Here is a 21,265-nt window from a genome sequence, read left to right as displayed (position 1 = left end):
CCCTTTATTCCTTCTTTTATATCGTATACTTATCGTCAATCCGTCAATTCCCGGACTTCAATCTCTAGCGTTTGGGCGATGATGTTCAGCATATCTGCTTCTACTGTACGATTACCTCGCTCCACAGCACCTAATACAGTCAAAGATATGCCGGTTCGGTTTGCCAACTCCTGCTGGGTGAACCCTTTTAGCTTCCGAAAGGCGCGGAGTCGTTGCGCCAGCTGCAAGTTTTCCAAAGCTGTATGCCGTCCTTTCCATCCACAGAATTCAATGCTGTATGCACGATACTGTACAGACCGGACGAATCTTGGCTCGGAACAATGTCAGCCAGAGGAACCAGCACAAAAGCACGCTCCAGCATACGAGGATGAGGAAGTTCCAAATCTGGCGTAGCCAGTTGTGTCGCTTCCATCCACAACAAGTCCAGATCAATGGTTCGTGGACCGTTAGGAATATGCCTTACCCTCCCCAGGCGACTCTCCACCTCTAGCATATAAAACAAAAGCTCCTCTGGAGCAAGTGTTGTAGAGACGGCTACTGTCATATTCAAAAAAGAAGGCTGATCCAGATATCCAACAGGCTCTGTTTCGTACAAACTGGAGCAGCGCAGCACTCGTATCGCAGGATGTTCGTCCAGTGCGGTAATGGCTTCATACAGGGTATGCTCACGCTCCCCCAAATTAGCCCCTAAAGCAATATAAGCCTCTGATGCCTCAGAGGTCGAATGTGCATTCATGTATCGTTCCTACTTTCTTGCGCGATAAAGCTCAACCGTCACACCCTGAAAATGAATATCAAACGGCGGATGTGGCTTCGTCACTTTGACAGTCAGTGCATTGACACTAGTATAAGTGTCCAGTAGGGAAGATGCAATACGTTCGCCCAAAGCTTCAATCAATTGGTAAGATTCCTTTTCTACGATATCTTTCACGGTGTAATGCACCTCAGCATAATTAACCGTTTTGTCCAAAGCATCCTGCTCCCCTGCTTCACGCAGATCAAGCTCCAGTTCCAAATCAATATAGTAACGCTGTCCCAGCTTACGCTCCTCTGGAAAAACACCGTGATATCCGTAATACTCCATGCGATGCAATTTCATTTTATCCATCGTAGGTAAGTCCCCTTTTTTTTGATTTTATCTATATAAGCTCCACTTAAAAGTTCAATATCGTGCCACTGCGCAGTCAGATGATTTTTTCCTTCATCCTACATAAACTTCTCCCTAAAAATACAGTGACTTTATGCTGGTGGTAGCGGAGCGAATCATTTGAATTCGAAGAAGCGTAGCGCTCGCCTTTGCAACGAGATTCTTACAGATATATAATTTATCAATTCAAAGAATCCCGTTGCAACAGCGATCGTAGAATCAAAGGATTCGTGAAGCGGGCTTCACCCACCATAACTCAGTGGATTTTTAGCCCCGTACACCATCGCATCACACATACGTACGGTGCGCTTGATCTGTGCCACATCGTGGACACGTACAATCTGGCACCCTTGAGCAATACCAAAGGCCACGGTAGCCGCAGTTCCCTCCACCACATCATCCACAGGCAAATCCAGTGCTGTACGGATAAATCTTTTGCGCGATGTAGCCAATAACAGCGGAAACCCCAGCTGACTTAATATATCGAGAGAAGTCATAGCATGGATATTTTCATCGTAATCCTTGGCAAAACCGATGCCTGGGTCTAAAATGATCTGCTCCTTACGGACCCCTGCATCCAGCGCCAATTGGATACTTTCTTTTAAATCGGACAGCATATCAGAAACCAAATCGCTATAGTTACGGTCGTGACGATTATGCATCAAAATGACCGGACAATCGAATTCCGCAGCTACACGTGCCATATCGGGATCTGCCTTAAAGCCCCACACATCATTAATGATGTGTGCGCCTGCTTCAAGCGCCTGCCTGGCTACTTCTGCTTTGTAAGTATCCACAGATAATGGGATGTGCGGTGCAATACGATGGATCGCCTGGACGACCGGAATGACCCGAGCCAGTTCCTCTTCCACACCTACTGGTTCATGGCCCGGACGAGTAGACTCCCCGCCAATGTCAATGATATTCGCTCCATCCTCCACTAGTTTCAATGCATGTAAAACAGCTATCTCTGGATTATAATGTAATCCTCCATCAGAAAAAGAATCCGGGGTCACATTGAGAATGCCCATAATCTGGGTGGAGTGTCCGAGTGTAAGCTTGGCATCCCCCATTTGATAGCTACGTTGATAAAGAGTTGGTATATTCACTTCATCCCTGCTTTCTGCCTATAATCGTGCAACAGCAAAGCTGTTATGGACTCGGTCTGCGCCAAAGGAACCGATAAATGGCTTGCCACTTCTCCCGGCTCCAACAATAAATCCACAGGTCGTATTTCTTGTATAGAGTTGGTCATAAAAATTTCATCAGCCTGTTTCAGCTCATCCCAGTGGTATAACCCTTGCTCACATGGAATGCCCCGCAAGTCCGCCAACTCCAAAATGAACTCACGTGTAATGCCTGGCAGAATTCCTGTAGACAAGTCAGGGGTATACAGCGTATTATTCCGCACAAAAAACAGATTGCTAACTATTCCCTCTGCTAGAAAACCGTTGGCTGTAAGCATTATTCCTTCAGCCTTATAACGAACAGCCTCAGCATATTGCTGAAGTTCCCGCTTCGCAAGAACATTATTCATATAATGGAGCGATTTTAATCGAACCTCACCCTCCGGAGTGTTTCTGGGGGTTCGCAGCAGCTGAAGCGCCGATGATTGCCCGGGTTGTGTATTTATAGAGGGCAACGGCTTGGCGAACAAAATATGGTTGGGCCGCGTGTAGTCACCAGATGGCAAGCCCAGAGCCTCTTCACCTGCGGATACAGTGTAGCGGATATAGGCTTCATTCAATCCATTTGCCGCCATCAGATGCTGGATGTGTTTTGTAAGCTGCTCTTCATCCGGTTGAAAAGGAATGCCAAGCATTCGACAGCCTTCCTTCAGTCGATGCAGATGCCGATCCAGCAAAAATGGAACACCCTTATAAGTTCGGAATGTTTCAAACAAGCCCATACCGTATAAAAAGCCGTGATCACTTACGTGAATCACGGCTTTTGCGGCTTCCGTGAGGACGCCATTGACTCCAATATATCTCATAAATCAGACGCCTACCTTGCGTTTTAGGAAATTGCGCAACAGTTGATGCCCGTAGTCCGTAATAATGGATTCGGGATGGAACTGAACTCCTTCTACGGCAAACTCTTTATGCCGCAAACCCATAATTTCACCCTCTGCGGTTTCAGCGGTAATCTCTAGACATTCAGGCAGGCTCTCACGCTCTACCAACAATGAATGATACCGGGTGGCTGTAAATGGAGAAGGCAGGCCTTCGAATACTGAGGTATTGTGATGGAGAATCGGTGATGTTTTGCCATGCATGAGCCGATCAGCGCGGATAACCTTACCGCCAAAAGCCTGTCCGATGGCCTGGTGACCGAGACACACGCCAAAAATCGGAATCCGGCCTTTAAAATGGTTGATTACATCCAGCGATATTCCCGCCTCATTTGGTGTGCATGGACCTGGCGAGATCAAAATATGCTCTGGTGCCAGCTCTTCTATGCCTTTCACATCAATCTCATCATTCCGTTTTACGGTTACTTCTTCGCCAAGTTCACCCAGATATTGAACAAGATTGTACGTAAATGAATCATAATTATCAATCACCAAAATCATTTGACTCACCCTCCTGTGATACCGCTCCTGTTCAAAGCGGCTTCTTCTTCCCCACATTGTACCGCCTTCATGACAGCTCTGGCCTTGTTCCGACACTCCCGATATTCCCTGTACGGGTCTGAATCAATGACGATACCCGCACCTGTCTGTAAATAGGCAGTATTGCCCTGAACAGCTAGTGTTCTTATTATAATATTTAATTCCATATTACCATTATAGTCAATCCATCCAAGGGACCCCGTATAAGGACCCCGACGGACGGGCTCCAATTCTTCAATAATTTCCATCGTGCGCACCTTAGGAGCTCCGGTAATGGTTCCGCCCGGGAAGGTAGCAGCAATTACGTCTATAGCTGTACGACCCGAGGCTAACTTCCCCTCAACCTGAGAAACCAAATGCATAACGTGCGAATAGTATTCGACAGTCAGCAATTCAGGAACATGCACCGATCCGTATTCAGCAATTCGTCCGATATCGTTACGCTCCAGATCAACGAGCATAATATGCTCGGCGCGTTCTTTTTCACTTGATAGAAGCTCTGCAGCCATAGCGGCGTCTTCATCAGGTGTTAGCCCCCTTCTTCTCGTACCTGCAATAGGTCGAGCGCTCACACGTCCATCCTCCAGCTTCACCAGCAATTCCGGTGAGCCACTGACGATCTGTAAATCTGGCATTCGCAGTACCCCCATATAAGGAGATGGATTCAGCAGACGAAGCCATTCATATATATTCTCAGGAAGGGCTGCAAGCGTACGTTGCTGACGAATCGACAAGTTAACCTGAAATACATCCCCTTGGGCAATATATTCCTGCACACGTTTCACGGCATGTTCAAAATCTTGTTGACTGAATGCCGTTTTCCAGCCTTCAGATTCTTGATGAGCAGCCTCTAATCCTTTTTCAGACAGCCGAGCATAACGACGAGGATGAGCTGGATCAGTCTCTCCCGCACGTATGATGTCCTTCCACTGAGTCAGCATGCGTTCTGCACGTTGGACCGCTTCCGCATAAAGCTTGCCAAGTATGGATGTGGTCTCATCCACCATAAGCTCATTCGCCAAATCAGTCTGGCTACTGAATTCACCGGAGCGGGCAGGATTAGGCATATGAACAGCACAATATAGGTATGATGTTTCGTGATCATAAATCCATAGCTCATTCACCCGCATCCATACATAATCAGGTATATCCGTGTCGTCTGCAGCTTGAGTTGGCAAACGCTCCAGCGAGCGAGCTACATCGTAGCCTAGATAACCCGCAAATCCCCCAGAGAAAAAAGGCATGCCAGGCACACGCGGCGCACGGTAAGAAGCGATCCAATCGTTCATGACTGTCAAAGGTTGTCCATGTATATCACCATGCTCGCCGCTTTGCAAATCAGTCCAAACTGCTTGTTCTCCCTTGCCTTCCAATATAGCAACCGGATTCAAGGCCAGATAGGTATACCTTCCACCTTTAGCGCTCTCCAGCAAGAAGGCATATGGCGACGAATCCTCCCAAGCCCTCCGCCACGATGAAGGTAAACCGCCTACGGGCAAAGGGTACTCAGCAATATAGGGAAGTACACTCCAGCCTTCCTCCTGCCAGGTTTGCCACTGCGCCTCCGTCACTCTAGCTGTCCATTTCATCTGTGTGTGCTACCCCTTCCCTTACTATACCAAAAGTCTGCGTTCTTCTCCCTACAAAGAAACCCTCATCCCCCCGGTTACAGGGAAATGAGGGTTTCCTTACGTATAGTATACACAATTACGACATAATTACAGCTCGAAATTGTATAGTGGTGTACTCAGGTAACGTTCGCCATTACTTGGAATAATGACAACAATCCGCTTACCCTTGCCCAATTGCTTAGCAAGCTTCAAGGCCGCATGAACAGCCGCGCCAGAAGAAATACCGGACAAAATGCCCTCTTCCTTGGCCACTCTACGCGCTACCTCGAAAGCTTCATCGTTTTCTACATGAAAAATTTCATCATAGATATCGCGATTTAGAATTTCAGGAATAAAGTTTGCACCCAGCCCTTGAATTTTGTGAGGTCCTGGCTTGCCGCCTGCTAGCAATGGGGAAGAAGCGGGCTCTACAGCCACGATTTTAATATCAGGGAATTCTTTTTTAAGCACTTCTCCAGCACCGGAAATGGTTCCACCAGTCCCTATACCTGCTATAAAAGCATCCAGCGTGCCGCCAATGGAGCGAATCGCTTCTACGATCTCAGGACCCGTCGTTTCACGGTGAATTTTGATATTGGCTTTGTTCTTGAACTGCTCGGCAGCGAAATAATCCGGGTTTTCGCTCAATAGCTCTTCCATTTTTTTAACAGATCCGTTCATACCCTCTGAGCCAGGTGTTAACACAAGCTCGGCTCCATAAGCACGCAACAAATTACGACGCTCTATACTCATCGTTTCTGGCATAACAATTACTGCTTTATATCCCTTCGCAGCAGCAACCATAGCCAGGCCGATTCCTGTGTTACCGCTAGTTGCTTCAATAATGGTACCGCCCGGCTTAAGCAGACCTTCACGCTCAGCTTCTTCCACCATACTAATCGCAATACGGTCTTTTACACTGGAGCCCGGGTTCTGATATTCCAGTTTCAAATAAATTTCGGCGCTATCTTCCGGTACGATCCGGTTGAGGCGAACGAGGGGAGTCTCCCCGATAAGGTCGGTGATGTTATTAACAACTTTAGCCATGATAATTCCTCCCTGACTGTAGATGATATATTAAAAATTGCGAAAACATATTGTAGATGATTCTAGGTAAATCTATCTTAGTTTTATGCCGTTCATTTAATTTCCGATAAAAATAGTTGGTTTTATACGCTAATCATAACAATCTTCAATTCCAATGTCAATACAAGTAAATAAGCCAATAGGCTGTTCTCCCGCGTTATCGGCACCGTATCTTCATCAAAAGCAAGATCCTTTCACTATGCTAAAGAGAAGCAGAGGGTGCCTCTTTCCCAGATAAAATACGAGCTCCATATTTATCACGCAGACTCTTTTCGACCTCGTCCAAAGGAGCGGCTTGTGCAAGCGCAAGAGAGCGGCGGATTTGCTGACGAATTTGCTGCTTATCGGGAGAATTTTTTAGTCTGACATCCTGTACATAAATGACCGCATAGCCATCATTAACAGAGATGGGACCTGCAACATCCCCGGAGCTTAGTTCTCTCGCCGCCTTCATGACTGCCTCTGGTTGAAATGGATCATATTCATCCAACCATCCCAACTGTCCGCTGTGATCCTCGCCAAGAGGGTTACCTGAGACTGAATGCTCCCGAAGCAGCATGTCGAAGCTTTCTCCTTGCTTGACCCGATCGAGCAACGTCTCTGCTTCCTCTGCTTTAGCCACATAAATAGCTGCCAGTTTGATCTGCTTACCAACGGCAAACTCTTCGGGGTGCTGTTCCCAATACTCGTCAATCTCCGTTTCCTCAACCTGAATACCTTGGGTGGCTATTTTCTCCAAGCCAATCCGGTACTCCGCTTCATTCCGCAAGTCAACCGGATTTAAGCCAAACTGTCGCTGCATTTCCTCAAAGTAGGCATGTTCTGAGTCGTACCCTTTACTATCCTGCTCCAGCACTTGCTGTAAATCCTCTTGGGTGATCTTAATACCGAGACGCTTGGCTTCAGCCTGCACGGCTTTACGATTCAACATTTGCAACAGCGTATTCGTTCCATATCGCTTTTTCAGTTCCGCTACCCACTGTTCCTCCGATATGCCTTCCTGACCCATCTCCGCCACAGTATGATCGCCGTCATCCTTGCTTACATCACCCGGCTTTAACAGCCCCCGAAGCATGATAAGACCACCTAAGGCGGCGACGCTAACGGTCAGAATAATGACAGCTGTCCATAATCCCTTTTCCCGTGTAGTCATCGCTTGCACCGCCTATCCGGTTAGGCCTTGGCTTGATCTAACAGATTTTGCAATTCATCCTTATTAAACTGATAAGCCTCATTACAAAAGTGACACACGACCTCAGCCTGTCCTTCTTCTTCAATTAATTGCTTTAATTCACTTTCTCCCAGACTGATCAATGTTTTTTCCACGCGCTCGCGTGAGCACTCACATTGAAAATGGATATCCATTTCATCCAGAACTCGAACGTCCGGCAGCATCCAACGCAGCATTTCATCAAGCTCCAGCCCTTGATCCAGCAGAGCGGTAACGGGTGGAATTGAGCCAACTGCATTTTCGATAGCAGTAATCTCATCATCATTCAGACCTGGAAGCAACTGAATAATAAATCCGCCGGCCACAATAACGGAGTTATCCGTATCTACCAGCACACCCAAACCCACCGCTGACGGAGTCTGTTCGGATTTGGCAAAATAATAGGTAAAGTCCTCACCGAGCTCGCCGGAAATAATCGGGATACTACCGCGGTACGGTTCTTTTAACCCCAAATCCTTGATAATATGAATGAATCCTTCTGTACCTACGGCACCCGCTACATCCAGTTTGCCCATACTATTGCTCGGCAAATGCACGTGTGGTTCAGTAACATAACCCCTCACTTCTCCTACAGCATTGGCATCAACGACAATTTGCCCAATCGGTCCATCGCCTTTGACTTGAATGGTCAATCGTTCTTTGCCTTTTAGCATAGAACCCATAATTGCACCCGCTGTAAGGGTTCGTCCCAAAGCAGCGGTTGCCGTAGGATAAGTATCATGTCTTCTCCGCAACTCCTCTACCAATTGTGTTGTCCGAACTGCAAAAGCTCTGACCCTTCCATCCATGGCTGTGCCGCGAATAAGTCGATCCTGCTTATTTTCCATTTTGATATCCTCCCCTATTATCCAAGGCAGCCATGCTGCTTATTTTCGTTAGTATTCCCTCATCCTTGAAGCATCATTTCCTACTATATAAACAACCTGCATCGACAGATCACGCGAATTGTTCAAAAACGTAACATATTTCAGTATAGACGAAAAACGCCGCTAATCCAAACCGATAAGATCGTCGGCTTGACTCAGCGGCAACTTATATCTACTTTTTATTCGGCGTTACGTTGGTAAATGATGCGTAATCCTTCGAGCGTCAACATCGGCAACACTTTCTGAATGCTCTCTGTCTCTGATGCGATTAGCTCTGCAAGACCTCCGGTGGCAATAACCGTGGGTTCCACCTGCATTTCTTCCTTAATGCGCCTCACAATGCCATCCACTTGTCCAGCATAACCGAAAATAATCCCGGCTTGCATGGCGTGGACTGTATTCCGACCAATAACCTTTTTGGGTTTTTCCAACTCAATACGAGGGAGCTTGGAAGCCCGTTGATACAGTGCCTCCGTCGAAATGCCGATACCCGGCACAATGACTCCACCCAGGTAGTTTCCCTTATCATCAATACAATCAAACGTGGTCGCTGTTCCAAAATCCACCACAACGAGAGGTCCGCCGAATCGTTCTACAGCCGCAACAGCGTTCACGATCCGATCCGCGCCTACTTCACGCGGATTCTCGTAACGCAGATTAAGACCGGTCTTGATTCCCGGTCCGACGATTAACGGCGTTTTGCCTATATATTTATCGCACATTTCCTCTAATACACGGACCAATGGCGGAACGACAGAGGAAATAATAACTCCCTGAATGTCATCCTTTAATACGCCGCCCATACTAAAAAGATTATGTATGAGTACGCCGTATTCATCTGCGGTTGCCTGTCTGGAGGTGCTGATCCGGTAGTGATGCAACAGCTCGCGCCCTTCATAGATCCCCAGAACAATATTGGTATTACCTACATCCACTACAAGAATCAATGGGTGTCACCTATCTTTCTTAGCGTTAAGGTCAAGGCTGATATCCAGATTATGAAAAGAGTATGTCAGCCTGCCTACAGAAATCACATCTACGCCGCTCTCAGCCATCTCACGCACTGTATCCAGCGATACATTGCCTGAGGCTTCTGTTTTGACGTGTGGGGCCTGTTCACGAATGAATCGAACGGCTTCCTTCATATCTGGGACGGACATGTTATCCAGCATAATAATATCCGCCCCAGCCTCCAGGGCTTCCCGGACTTGCGTCATGTTTTCCGTCTCTACTTCAATCGTCATTGTATGCGGTATGTGCGCGCGCGCTCGGCTCACCGCCTGTGCAATCCCACCCGCGCCCTTAATATGATTATCCTTAATCATAACAGCATCGTATAGACCAAAGCGATGATTCGAGCCGCCACCTACACGCACAGCATACTTCTCCAACAGTCGATGCCCTGGTGTTGTTTTACGTGTGTCCACCAAGCGCGTGGAAAGTCTGTGCAATTGATCTATAAAAGTTCGCGTCCGCGTTGCAATACCGGACATCCGCTGGAGTAAATTTAACGCCAATCGCTCCCCGGTCAAAATCGCATGAGTACTTCCACTCACTTCTGCCAAAACGCTCCCCTTTTCAATCCACTGACCATCGGTCACCAACGGAGCGAACGACAAGGAAGGGTCCACTACTCGAAATACAATTTCCGCCACAGGTAAACCCGCAATCACACCGCTCTCCTTGGCATGAATGACAGCCTTGGATTGGTGGCCCGGCTCAATCGTCCAACGTGTGGTCACATCGCCAGAACCTGTATCTTCTCGCAGCCAGCTGCGAATTTGTGCCGTCAGTTCTTCCTGATATCCGCTAAACTCTCCATAAAGCTCGCTGTTAGATGTCATGAACGCTCTCCTCCGTTATGCCTTGCTCACGTCGCTGCTGAACATGCTTTCGCCACTTGCGATCATCTGTCTCAGGGAAGTCCTCACGATAGTGTGCCCCTCGACTCTCCTCACGCAGCAACGCACCATCGGCTACTAATAAAGCACAGGTGAGCAAATTGGCGAATTCGATCTCTTCCCGACTGGTGATCACAGCCTGAAAAGCAGTCACTAGCCCGCGCAGCTCTTCTAAAGCTGCTTGCAGCCCTTCACTATGCCGACGAACTCCAGCATAATGAACCATCGTTTCTTGCAGCTTATACCGCTGTTCCGCGACGGATGAAGCCTGAAATTCTGCACGGTTATCATTGTAAGATATCAAAGTATGACCAACCAGCGGTGGCAATGAATGCAGCCGCTCGATAATCCTGCTGGCGAACACAATAGCTTCAGATAACGAATTGCTCGCCAGACGATTAGCGCCGTGAACACCAGTGGAAGAGGTCTCACCACAGGCGAACAACCGTTTAATGGAGCTTTCCCCGTATAGATTAGTCTGGACACCACCCATCATATAATGGGCAGCAGGAGCAATAGGAATCCAGCCTGTCGTCATATCCAAACCATATGACAGACACGTCCGATAAATCGTTGGAAAGCGTTGCTTTACCCGCTCAGGCGGCTCGTGTGTAATATCCAGGTATACAAACGTAGCCTGGGTGCGTTCCATCTCATGGATGATCGCACGAGCTACGATATCTCTGGGTGCAAGCTCCTGCCGGGAATCATACTTGTCCATGAAGCGTTCTCCATGAATGTTGCGTAATACGGCACCTTCTCCCCGTACTGCTTCAGAAATTAGAAACCTTGGAGCGCCCGGATGGCACAATGCCGTAGGATGAAACTGTACGAACTCCATATCCCGTACAACCGCCCCAGCACGATATGCCATAGCAATACCGTCCCCAGTTGCGATATCCGGGTTAGTCGTATAACGGTATAATTGCCCGCTACCTCCTGAACACAAAATGGTTGCATTGGCAGTGATATACGACCTTTCTCCATCTGGCATTTGGACGAGGGCTCCAATACACTCACCATGCTCAGTCAGCAGGTCAATGACCATACACTCTTCCCACACCTCGATACCGGGATGGGCAGCAACCTGCTGTGATAAGGCACGCACGATTTCATAACCGGTGGCATCTCCATTTGCATGCAAAATGCGACGATGACTATGCGCCCCTTCTCGAGTCAGCGCTAGCTCACCATCCACACGGTCAAAGGCTGTCCCCAATCGTATTAACTCTTTAATGCCGTCTGGGCCTTCATGAACAAGCGTTCTGACCGCCTCGGGTTCACACAGACTTGCACCAGCAATCAGAGTATCTTGCATGTGATAAGCTGGTGTATCCTCGTCCGATGTGACAGCAGCAATGCCGCCTTGAGCATAACGTGTGTTGCTTTCCATTAAAGTTTTCTTGGTAATCAGCAACACTTTCCGATTCTCCGCAGCCTTAATCGCCGTGTATAAGCCCGCAATGCCGGAGCCGATAATCAAGACGTCGGCTTCGTATTGGGTCAATTCCGCTACATCAAAATCAACTAGATATCTTGGAATCATGCCTTCACCTGATTTCACAGAAGAATAGCGCACACCATAGATTGTACAGTATGCGCTCACGGAATATGTTCAAAATGATAGTAAGTCGATTGCAACGACTGTTGGCCTTTTAAGCTAAGAAGGCGACAGCCGTTTATTTAACAATAAATGTACACAACGTTCCTTTGTCTGTCAAATCACGTTAGCAATAATCTTCCATATTTAAAAAAGCTCCGGAAAACCAGTAGGATCTGGTTCCCCGAAGCTTACATATATGCTTATTCAACTATCCATCAGATGATCAGGTTGTTGTCGGTGGAGTACCACCGGAATTCCCTGAATTGTTATCATCCTCTGGCTTTTTCAGATTAGGGATATCGTTTGGTTGATCCGTTGTATTCTTAGGTTCGTCATCCTTACCTTGAATACGTACACGAACATCTCCGATATTATCGATCACAGGTTCACCGTTTTCTGGTGTTCCTTCTCCCTCATTCGTATTGCCGTCCAAAGAACCTGTCTCGATCAAACGTTTGATTTGTTCAAGTTCCAGAGTTTCTTCTTCCAGCAATGTTTGAGCGATCAAATGAACCTCTTTGGAATACTTCGTCAAGAGTTCTCTAGCACGCTCATAAGAGTCAGTGATGAAGCGATTCATCTCCTGGTCAATCTGATAAGCGATCTGATCACTGTAGTTCTGCTCATGACCGATATCGCGTCCAAGGAATACTTGACCTTGGGAAGTTCCAAACTGCATCGGGCCGAGCTTCTCACTCATACCGTATTCTACGATCATACTACGCGCAATGCTTGTCGCTTGCTGGAAGTCACTATAAGCCCCTGTTCCGATCTCACCAATAAACAGCTCCTCGGAAACACGTCCACCCAGCAATCCAGTGATTTTGTCCAGCAATTCCTGCTTGGTTGTCAGCATGCGGTCTTCCTTCGGAAGCATGATGACATATCCGCCTGCACGTCCACGTGGAATAATAGTTACCTTGTGAACCATATCGGCATTCTCTAGGAAGTAACCGATAATCGTATGCCCTGCTTCATGATAAGCAACAATTCGTTTCTCGCGGTCACTGATTACGCGGCTGCGTTTTTCAGTACCTACGATAACGCGGTCGATCGCTTCATCTACTTCTCGCATCGAAATATCTCTGCGATTGCGACGAGCCGCCAGCAAGGCAGCTTCGTTCAACAGGTTTTCCAGATCAGCGCCCGTAAAGCCTGTTGTACGTTTCGCAATGACGTCCAATTTAACATCCTTCGTTAATGGTTTGTTGCGTGCATGTACATGCAATACTGCTTCGCGGCCTTTAACATCTGGACGGTCAACCGTAATTTGACGGTCAAACCGACCTGGACGAAGCAAGGCCGGATCTAGAATATCCGGACGGTTAGTAGCAGCAACGATAATGATGCCTTCGTTTGCGCCGAATCCATCCATCTCTACGAGCAATTGGTTGAGCGTTTGCTCACGTTCATCATGTCCGCCACCCAATCCGGCGCCACGTTGACGTCCAACGGCATCAATTTCATCAATGAAAATGATACAAGGTGCGTTCTTCTTCGCATTCTCGAACAAGTCACGAACACGGGAAGCACCGACCCCGACGAACATTTCTACAAAATCAGAACCCGAGATGCTGAAAAATGGCACTCCGGCCTCGCCTGCAACAGCTCTCGCCAAGAGTGTTTTACCCGTACCTGGAGGGCCCACTAACAGAACCCCTTTTGGAATACGAGCACCCACAGCTGCGAACTTGCGTGGGTCCTTCAAGAATTCTACGACTTCGACAAGCTCCTGTTTCTCTTCGTCAGCCCCTGCTACGTCTTCGAAGGTAACTTTCTTCTTCTCTTCGTTATACAGACGGGCTTTGCTCTTGCCGAAGTTCATTACTTTGCCGCCACCGCCCTGTGCCTGATTAAACAGGAAGAAGAACAACAGGAACATGATCACCAAAGGAATGATAGAAGTCAAAAATGTCAGCCAAATGCTTTCGCCTTCCATTTTCTTCTGCACGTATTCAAACCCGTTCGTTTCGCTGGCATTCACCAGTTCACTTAGTGCTTGATCCGTTGGCGGAACGTATACGGAAAAATTGGTTGATTTAGCATTAGCCGGCTGCTTCTTATATGCACCGGTTACAAGATAGGCGTAACCGTCAAATTGGACCGTTACTTTAGAGATGTTATTAGCTTTAACCTCTTGCCGTAATTGGTCATATCTAGGGAGATCGGAGGCTTCGTTACTGTTGCTAACAAACTGAACGATACCCACCACAACTAAAAAAAGAATCAAATAAAAACCAGAATTCCGGATGAACCGATTCATCCCCTACCTCCTCTCGAGACACTTAAGTTATTTTACCATAGCCTGTAAGCCCTTCTCAACAAAGGACCCTATTTAGTCCTAGGACTGGAGGCTGAGATTAGCTGGTGTAGATTTCCGGCTTCAAAATCCCTATGTATGGGAGGTTCCGGTAATGCTCGGCATAGTCCAGACCATAGCCGACAACAAACGCATCCGGAAGTGTAAATCCGGTGTAATCAGCTTCAAGATTAACGGTCCGGCGTGCAGGCTTGTCGAACAAAGTTACGACACATACCGAATTGGCATTACGATTCTTAAGCAATTCAATCAAATGTGTCAGCGTCAGACCACTGTCGATAATATCTTCGACAATCAGAACATCGCGTCCTTCCACTGAAGCGTCCAAATCTTTGATGATTTTAACAACGCCTGATGATTTGGTGGATACTCCATAACTAGATACAGCCATGAAATCAAGTTCCAACGGCACTGTAATGGATTTAACCAAATCCGCCATAAAGATAAACGCACCCTTCAGCACGCAAATCACCAATGGATTTTTTCCTTCATATTTCACGCTAAGCTGTGCGCCCAATTCCTTGATTTTACTCTGAATCTCTTCTTCACTGATCAATACTTCCTGAATATCATTTTGCAACGGTGTAAACCTCCTAAGTTTATACTATGAAAGCCGTTCCTGCGCAATTACTGGTGCCCCGGACTCTCTCGTCTTTGCCATGACATATATATAACCGAAGACGTGTGCTTTTGCACCGCAGCATGTACAGAACGTCGTACGCCCGGAATCCAGAGAACAACTCCAGAGTGGTCGCAGACGATAGGAATAACGGAACGCATTAAAGGAGGTATTTTTTCATCAATAAAAATATCTTTAACCTTTTTTCTTCCGTTTAATCCCATTACATACATGGTATCTCCAGGTAATCGCGAACGTACAGTCAACGGCAAAGTCAATTCGTCTGCGTCGAACCATGCTTCTTCCTCATTCGCCGGATGGTGTCCATCCCAATAGGAAGCTCTTCGCCACCGGAGTATACCACCCGCTTCAGGCAACTCCAGCTCACCGGAAATAGGCAATACGCTCAGTCCATAGCTCCATTCACCCATAACGACTTGCGTACGGTCAAACAAAACCGCCTGGTCATATTCGCGGACTCCAACCGCACCGCCGCCCAAGTCCAAGCTCCACGTAGAAGATGTCTCTTGGAGAAGTCTTAGTCGAACGGTCTCAATTTTACGAAAATCAAAATTTTCACTGCCCGAAGGCAGATAATTTAATATTAGTTTAATCAACCTCCGTTGTAAAGCAACGGATAGCTTACGATATGAAGCGATGGAAAACATGTACCTGCCATTATTGAAGTGCACCATTTTCTCATATGCTGACAGTGTAGCTGCCTCCATAAAATCATTTTCGTCAGCCATCGTTTCGGCCAGCCGATTCAGGGACGGTGTCAGTTGCTCATTATATTGCCCCAAAAAAGGGAGCACATCCATGCGGATAGCATTACGACGGTATTTAGACGATAAATTAGTGCTGTCTGTCACATAGGAAAGACCATAAAAGTTGCAATACGCAATCAAGTCAGCCTTGTACATACGAAGTAGCGGGCGAATGAGTTGCACATTTTTTTCATTGCGTGCCAAACGCATACCCGCCAAACCCGCCGGTCCGCTACCGCGCAGCAAGTGCAAGAGAACTGTTTCCGCTTGATCATCGCCATGGTGAGCCATAGCAATATGCTGTGCCTCCCACTTCGTAGCCGTATCATGTAGAAAGCTGTACCGTAGCTCACGGGCGGCTTCCTGTGGACCCTTACCGCTCTCCTTCATATAAGCCGGTGCATCCATCCGAATCATTTCAAATGGAAGCTTGAGCTTTCGGGCAATATTGTGTACCTCTTCAGCCTCCGCATCCGATTCCTCTGGCCTGAAGCCATGATGAACATGAGCGCAGACGAGTTGTAATGGCATATGTATAACGGATATTTCATGTAAAATGTGCAAAAGGGCCACCGAATCCGGTCCACCGGATACAGCAACCACAATGCAGTCTCCGGGGCTCCACAGTGAATGTTCTCGCGCCAAAGCGAGTACTTCCTGTACAACACCGGTCGGTTTTGTTGTTCCCATTTACGACCCTCTTTTCTCCCGACCGTAAAAATGATGATCCTCTGTTATCTTATGTAAGTCATGCTGCTACCTTAACGCAATCCAGAGCGCTCCGGCAAGCAGCAAAAGCGATACCGTAAAAGCATATCCCAGCCAGCGTGGATTTCCCCTTTTGACAGATGATTGCCTGACATGTGCGGAAGCCAGACGCGACCAAGCTCGGGCCGCTGCACGAGTATCGGAATATTCTCCACGCACTGCACCCAGCAGCCATTCGGCGTAGGGGCGCAATATACGGCTGCGACGAATGATGACTGTCAATTCTGCCGTATTACGTAGCTGTGGTAGCCTGCTCGCAGCTGCCTTTAACGATTCGCTCTCTAATATATGAATCGTTAGAAGAGCAAAGGCAAACAGGTCATACTGGGGATCAGCATTTCGGCTACCAGCATTCCAGAATCCCCTGTCGTACCATTCTGTAAATTGTTTAACACTCCGACCTGCAAGGGACACCCCGCCATAATCAATCAACTCAGCCTCTCCATAGGCATTGACCAATATATTTTGAGGCTTCAGGTCGCCAAACACCCATCCTGCCTGATGGAGATCGGCCAGACGATTCAGTATGCCGGTTCCAGCCACACCATACCACTCAGACCCTTTGGCTGCCACAAATTTATGAAGCGGATCTCCTTTGACGTATCGCATAACATAAAAGGGGATCTCCCCACTACGTAACACTACATCATCCACCTCAAACAAGAAGGAAGGATTTCCATTGCGCTGGAGGGCAGCCTGAGTCCCTTGAGACTGTAATGTGGTCAGCACATTAATCTCCGATTGCAGATCAAGCGTGTTCTTTCCCATTTTGAGAGCAAATTGCCGATCGGCCTGTGCTTCTTTTACCAAATATACAGTTCCGTTCGCTCCCCGGCCCAGCAAGCGCTGGATGACATAGCTACTCCGCTTCCACTTGCCCTTGATGACCGTTCCGGGTGCAAGAACGGGATCAGACGACGTAGTCACCGAGCATCCCTTCTCCTTTGCTATAGGATTCTTCCAGATCTTTCTGTTCCCCTAGTGTAACATATCGGTAATAATCAATCACTTGTAAAATGGCCGGTCCTGTCGGTGTCGCTCCTTTCATCCGCAAGCGTCCGAATATCGATTTGATCTGGTCAAGCTCAGAGGTCCACCCGATATCCATGACTGCGTCTTCTCCCATTCGTCCGCCCGGGAAATGAAATACAGATATACGGCTGAGTCCGCTTCTAGACTGTAAGCTGAGCAGCAAATCGCGGATACTGTCCTCTACAGCAGGCAGCTTAGGCTTCATGCTTGCACTTGCATCAATGAGTAAAGCAATTTCCAGAGGGCTAGTTTCTGTCAATTCATCCATTACCTCAACTACCTGGGCTCGTTTGGCCGGAGGCAGTTCACCGATATGCCGGGCACCGCCCTCACCCAAAATGTGCGTTAACTCTCTATTAACCGCCTGCTGAATCGTTTGAACCACTGTTTTGCGCGTCATCATCTGCATGGTTTGCGCCAACTGCTTCGTACCGACGATTTGGCTAAACCCTCCCCCTGCTTTAGCAATTTCCTGAATTTCTGCGCTCCCAAGCTCGCCGATGGTTCCGTAGTCTATGACTCCAGCGACGTTCACTGTAATTCCCTCCCGTAAAGCTTGGGCAGCCGCCATAACTGGGCTAACACCTACGTTAGAGCATCCATCTGTAATGATCAAAATTTGCTTCATCGCTTTTTGACCTCCGCTTCCTCTTAATCTATTCCGATAGATTCTATCTTTGCCTAATCCGGAACGATTCAAACGAAGGATGCGGATTTTTAAAAATGTATAAGGAATTTCCCGGGCAATGTCAGTCTAGCTCACCGTCCGTGGACGTTCTAACCACCTCATGCCGGGTACATGGAGAGTTGCCCACTCTGGGTGAAAATGATCTATTTTACTAACAACTACAGTCATATCATCATAGATTTGATTTTGTTGGTATCGAATAACCCGTTCTAGCAAACAGTCAGCCAATTGCTGTGGATCTTCACTTTCAATTTCCTGAATCATGCGTTTCATCCATATCTCTTTATTGACTGCATAACCCGGTGAATCGTATATACCGTCTGTAATCATAATGAGAATATCCCCCGGCTGGAGTTGCAGCGAAACCAAATCAACTTCGATATCCTGTATAATGCCAATCGGTAAATTGCTGGCAGATACGGGAATGACCTCCTCTCCTCTTTTAATAAAGCTCGGTGTAGATCCAATCTTCATAAAGGTTGTCCGGGCCGTATACTGATCAATCAGCGCCATATCCACCGTAGCATACATTTCCTCAGGTGATCGGAGCATCAGCACAGAGTTAACCGACTTGATCGCCAATTTTTCGTCCATACCCGATTGCAGTAGTTCTTCCAAAATGTTAAGTGCTGCACTGCTCTCTTGCTGCGCACGCTCTCCGTTCCCCATACCATCGCTTAAAGAGACTGCGAAAGTCCCATTCCCTAGCTCCATCATGCTGTAGCTGTCTCCTGAGAAGAAATCGCCTCCTTTGGCGGCACTAGCTACTCCTGTAGCAATCTCATATGTTTTGGCAGAGCCGAACATGACTGTAGCCAAGCCTTGGCGGCGATCTGCCTCCGTTTCGCGCATGACAGCTATATGCTCGTCTAGTATGTCCGACAGCAGTGGAGCAATAATTTTCCGACATTCATCAAATCCCCTTGTATAGGCGTGGACAATCTCAATTTCAACCTGGCCTGCATCCAGGCTAATAATTTCGATTGATTGGATGGACAAGCCCAGCCTATCAAGAGCCTCTCGGATTTGCTCTTCCTGCCGATGCATGGTCTGCCCTTCCCGCTGAATTTCCCGCGCTAAATCCTCCATAATTTGCGATACACCTGAGAGTTGGTCAGCAACAAGCTGACGACTATCGTATACTTGGCGCTTCCACTGCATATTATGCTGGTAGAGACTATACTGCTGTTTCATAACCTGCAGGACAGCGCCCGTTTTGGCACATGCCTTGCTCCATTGCGGCGGCATCTGCTCCGGCTCCAAATCAGGATTATCCTCAATGGCACTCATCATTTCTGTCATATACTGATGGGTTTGCATAAACTTGCCGTCCCAGCACTGCTCGCACTTAAAGCAAGAGGCACATGTTCCTTCCGCCACCGCATTCATAAAGTGTTCGATTTCTCCGTCCGGTTTTGCTCCCTCACTCGCAGATATCTGATGGAAACTGCGGGACAGCTGGCTAAATACACGGGAGAATTTCGTTACCCGCTCGGCAGTGAGATCACGAACCCTTTTGGCATATTCATGCTGTGACTTGGCGTGATCCTGCGTACCCGGGACATAGGTAGAAACCGCTTTAAAGAAACTTTTTGGAGTCATTAAAAATAATAGGATTGCCGCGCAGCTCTCCCAGGTTGATGTCAGCACGTCTCCAGTCCCATCCAGATAGATCGTCAAAATGGAAGATCCCAACAGCATACCAAGGGCCACTGCACCTTTCCTCCCTTCACGCAGCATCCCTGCCAGCAAACCTGCAAAAGCAAGTAGACTCATCTGCACAATTGCAGACATATTGGCCAGGCTCAAAATTAAACCGGTAATCACACCGACCGAAGCACCCAGGGAAGCACCTCCCACCAAAGCAAACACCAAGACCAAATATCGTGAAAGTACATGATCGACAGACAGTGAATGAACGGTCCATCCTACTGCTCCCGTCATCACAGAGGCTAATAGAATAATAAGACACAAAATTTCTTCATTTTTGAGCTGGCTTGCCTTCTTGCGGTACGTAAACAGCGGTATGGCCTGTGTGAACACCAATGTAAGCATAAAACTGAGTACCGCATCCGTTCCCACAATGACAAGCTCATACCATGTAAAAGCCGGAGCCATCACGGCGTTAAATAAATTGACCATAAACACAGACAAGAAGACCATAAGTGGGGCATAGGATAATTCCAGACGATCGAAGGTGCGTAACCCGCGATACAAGAGATAAAATACGATTAACTCACCACCAATCATGAATAATGATGGGTAAGGAGCTAACAGGCTGCCTAGCACAACGGATACAGCTACAGGCAGCATCAGATCACGCCGAAGGAACGTAATGACCGCAAAATAAGCGAGGGCAAAAGGAGAAAGCTCGTCCAAAATAGTGGCGCGTCCCAATAAAACTCCCATAGCTGACAATAGCAGCATCCATCTTTGCGCGGTTACCCATTGCACCATTTTATGTGAATCGAGCCGTTTCTTGAGTCTGGAAGGCCAACCTTCCGTACGCTCTTTGGATTTGGACTTTCTAGATTTTAACCCCGGAAAATGTACCACGTTCCATTTCTCCATCATGCGTCAGGCACCCCATTCATCAATTTGATGTTCCCATCTTAAACCGGAACGATTGAGAAAGTTTGTCAGAACCTCACGTCTTATTCCAAGAAATTTCCGACAAAAAAACGTGCCGCGCGAAAGGACAGAGCATCCCCCTGTACATCAAGCTGCGCCCGTATGGAAGCAGATGGAAGTTGTCTCTCTCTACGCTTTGGACGACCTCTCTATGTCAGTCATCCTGAAACCAAATCTAGCGATTTGCACAGAAGATAGACGGAAAACCGTTGGAGTTTGTCGGACGATTATGTCCACACGACAAAAAAAACATCCAACATTTCAGTAGATGCTTCTTCTCTTCTTCATAAAACTACTAATCTTAAAAATGTGCCCGTACAACCCCACCCAAATGTATTGCCCGTAGCCACGGCTTGTCGCATCTCTTGTCGGTAGAACGCAAAAA

General features: G+C 47.5%; 19 protein-coding genes. All 19 read right to left on the bottom strand.

Annotated features, from left to right (window positions below; all coding sequences use genetic code 11):
• Positions 1–35 precede the first annotated feature (35 nt).
• Positions 36–236, bottom strand: a complete 201-nt coding sequence (locus OIU26_RS23835) for a helix-turn-helix domain-containing protein (protein WP_013368707.1) — start codon at positions 234–236, stop codon at positions 36–38.
• Positions 188–736, bottom strand: coding sequence for a 2-amino-4-hydroxy-6-hydroxymethyldihydropteridine diphosphokinase (folK, locus tag OIU26_RS23830; protein WP_264218234.1), 549 nt, complete (start codon positions 734–736; stop codon positions 188–190). The genes OIU26_RS23835 and folK overlap by 49 nt, the downstream gene beginning before the upstream one ends.
• A 9-nt stretch (positions 737–745) precedes the next feature.
• On the bottom strand, positions 746–1,108 hold the full coding sequence (gene folB / locus OIU26_RS23825) for a dihydroneopterin aldolase (RefSeq protein ID WP_013368705.1): 363 nt from the start codon (positions 1,106–1,108) through the stop codon (positions 746–748).
• A gap of 281 nt (positions 1,109–1,389) precedes the next feature.
• On the bottom strand, positions 1,390–2,256 hold the full coding sequence (gene folP / locus OIU26_RS23820; RefSeq protein ID WP_058710666.1) for a dihydropteroate synthase: 867 nt from the start codon (positions 2,254–2,256) through the stop codon (positions 1,390–1,392).
• Positions 2,253–3,140 (bottom strand): aminotransferase class IV, encoded by an 888-nt coding sequence (locus OIU26_RS23815; protein WP_264218233.1) that lies wholly within the window; start codon positions 3,138–3,140, stop codon positions 2,253–2,255. Before OIU26_RS23815 ends, folP begins: the two co-directional genes overlap by 4 nt.
• Positions 3,141–3,143: 3 nt before the next feature.
• Positions 3,144–3,719: an aminodeoxychorismate/anthranilate synthase component II gene (gene pabA, locus OIU26_RS23810; protein WP_063208392.1), complete on the bottom strand. Its 576-nt coding sequence runs from the start codon at positions 3,717–3,719 to the stop codon at positions 3,144–3,146.
• 5 nt (positions 3,720–3,724) lie between these two features.
• The gene (locus OIU26_RS23805) at positions 3,725–5,347 is read right to left on the bottom strand and encodes an anthranilate synthase component I family protein (protein ID WP_264218232.1); all 1,623 of its coding nucleotides are present in this window, start codon (positions 5,345–5,347) and stop codon (positions 3,725–3,727) included.
• A 129-nt stretch (positions 5,348–5,476) separates the two neighbouring features.
• A complete protein-coding gene (gene cysK / locus OIU26_RS23800; RefSeq protein ID WP_016818901.1) occupies positions 5,477–6,415 on the bottom strand; it encodes a cysteine synthase A in 939 nt (312 codons plus the stop codon).
• Positions 6,416–6,656: 241 nt separating this feature from the next.
• A complete protein-coding gene (locus OIU26_RS23795) occupies positions 6,657–7,607 on the bottom strand; it encodes a peptidyl-prolyl cis-trans isomerase (protein WP_013368699.1) in 951 nt (316 codons plus the stop codon).
• Positions 7,608–7,627: 20 nt separating this feature from the next.
• Complete coding sequence (hslO, locus tag OIU26_RS23790; protein WP_025674491.1) at positions 7,628–8,512, bottom strand: Hsp33 family molecular chaperone HslO; 885 nt, start codon at positions 8,510–8,512, stop codon at positions 7,628–7,630.
• Between the two features lie 218 nt (positions 8,513–8,730).
• Positions 8,731–9,498: a type III pantothenate kinase gene (locus OIU26_RS23785; RefSeq protein WP_013368697.1), complete on the bottom strand. Its 768-nt coding sequence runs from the start codon at positions 9,496–9,498 to the stop codon at positions 8,731–8,733.
• A 6-nt stretch (positions 9,499–9,504) separates the two neighbouring features.
• Positions 9,505–10,395, bottom strand: coding sequence for a carboxylating nicotinate-nucleotide diphosphorylase (nadC, locus tag OIU26_RS23780; RefSeq protein ID WP_264218231.1), 891 nt, complete (start codon positions 10,393–10,395; stop codon positions 9,505–9,507).
• Positions 10,385–11,998, bottom strand: coding sequence for an L-aspartate oxidase (gene nadB, locus OIU26_RS23775; protein ID WP_264218242.1), 1,614 nt, complete (start codon positions 11,996–11,998; stop codon positions 10,385–10,387). Before nadB ends, nadC begins: the two co-directional genes overlap by 11 nt.
• A 280-nt stretch (positions 11,999–12,278) precedes the next feature.
• Entirely contained in the window at positions 12,279–14,318 is a 2,040-nt protein-coding gene (gene ftsH, locus OIU26_RS23770) for an ATP-dependent zinc metalloprotease FtsH (RefSeq protein WP_013368694.1), read from the bottom strand.
• Positions 14,319–14,415: 97 nt separating this feature from the next.
• The gene (gene hpt / locus OIU26_RS23765) at positions 14,416–14,955 is read right to left on the bottom strand and encodes a hypoxanthine phosphoribosyltransferase (RefSeq protein WP_013368693.1); all 540 of its coding nucleotides are present in this window, start codon (positions 14,953–14,955) and stop codon (positions 14,416–14,418) included.
• A 47-nt stretch (positions 14,956–15,002) separates the two neighbouring features.
• Positions 15,003–16,451, bottom strand: a complete 1,449-nt coding sequence (gene tilS / locus OIU26_RS23760) for a tRNA lysidine(34) synthetase TilS (protein WP_264218230.1) — start codon at positions 16,449–16,451, stop codon at positions 15,003–15,005.
• A gap of 66 nt (positions 16,452–16,517) precedes the next feature.
• Positions 16,518–17,456: a protein kinase domain-containing protein gene (locus OIU26_RS23755; protein WP_013368691.1), complete on the bottom strand. Its 939-nt coding sequence runs from the start codon at positions 17,454–17,456 to the stop codon at positions 16,518–16,520.
• Positions 17,440–18,189: a vWA domain-containing protein gene (locus OIU26_RS23750; protein WP_013368690.1), complete on the bottom strand. Its 750-nt coding sequence runs from the start codon at positions 18,187–18,189 to the stop codon at positions 17,440–17,442. The genes OIU26_RS23755 and OIU26_RS23750 overlap by 17 nt, the downstream gene beginning before the upstream one ends.
• 126 nt (positions 18,190–18,315) lie before the next feature.
• The gene (gene spoIIE, locus OIU26_RS23745; RefSeq protein ID WP_264218229.1) at positions 18,316–20,823 is read right to left on the bottom strand and encodes a stage II sporulation protein E; all 2,508 of its coding nucleotides are present in this window, start codon (positions 20,821–20,823) and stop codon (positions 18,316–18,318) included.
• Positions 20,824–21,265: the final 442 nt, after the last annotated feature.

Source organism: Paenibacillus sp. BT-177, assembly GCF_025846815.2.
GTDB lineage: Bacteria > Bacillota > Bacilli > Paenibacillales > Paenibacillaceae > Paenibacillus > Paenibacillus polymyxa_C.
Note: the sequence above shows the minus strand (reverse complement) of the source record. Positions and strands in the feature narration are given on the sequence as shown.

What these genes read in the sequence shown, in the direction of transcription:
- spoIIE (WP_264218229.1), bottom strand. Translation starts at nt 20,823, where the DNA reads ATGATGGAGAAATGGAACGTGGTACATTTTCCGGGGTTAAAATCTAGA.
- OIU26_RS23815 (WP_264218233.1), bottom strand. Translation starts at nt 3,140, where the DNA reads ATGAGATATATTGGAGTCAATGGCGTCCTCACGGAAGCCGCAAAAGCC.
- OIU26_RS23805 (WP_264218232.1), bottom strand. Translation starts at nt 5,347, where the DNA reads ATGAAATGGACAGCTAGAGTGACGGAGGCGCAGTGGCAAACCTGGCAG.
- cysK (WP_016818901.1), bottom strand. Translation starts at nt 6,415, where the DNA reads ATGGCTAAAGTTGTTAATAACATCACCGACCTTATCGGGGAGACTCCC.
- folK (WP_264218234.1), bottom strand. Translation starts at nt 736, where the DNA reads ATGAATGCACATTCGACCTCTGAGGCATCAGAGGCTTATATTGCTTTA.
- OIU26_RS23750 (WP_013368690.1), bottom strand. Translation starts at nt 18,189, where the DNA reads ATGAAGCAAATTTTGATCATTACAGATGGATGCTCTAACGTAGGTGTT.
- pabA (WP_063208392.1), bottom strand. Translation starts at nt 3,719, where the DNA reads ATGATTTTGGTGATTGATAATTATGATTCATTTACGTACAATCTTGTT.
- hslO (WP_025674491.1), bottom strand. Translation starts at nt 8,512, where the DNA reads ATGGAAAATAAGCAGGATCGACTTATTCGCGGCACAGCCATGGATGGA.
- nadB (WP_264218242.1), bottom strand. Translation starts at nt 11,998, where the DNA reads ATGATTCCAAGATATCTAGTTGATTTTGATGTAGCGGAATTGACCCAA.
- OIU26_RS23795 (WP_013368699.1), bottom strand. Translation starts at nt 7,607, where the DNA reads ATGACTACACGGGAAAAGGGATTATGGACAGCTGTCATTATTCTGACC.
- nadC (WP_264218231.1), bottom strand. Translation starts at nt 10,395, where the DNA reads ATGACATCTAACAGCGAGCTTTATGGAGAGTTTAGCGGATATCAGGAA.
- folB (WP_013368705.1), bottom strand. Translation starts at nt 1,108, where the DNA reads ATGGATAAAATGAAATTGCATCGCATGGAGTATTACGGATATCACGGT.
- tilS (WP_264218230.1), bottom strand. Translation starts at nt 16,451, where the DNA reads ATGGGAACAACAAAACCGACCGGTGTTGTACAGGAAGTACTCGCTTTG.
- ftsH (WP_013368694.1), bottom strand. Translation starts at nt 14,318, where the DNA reads ATGAATCGGTTCATCCGGAATTCTGGTTTTTATTTGATTCTTTTTTTA.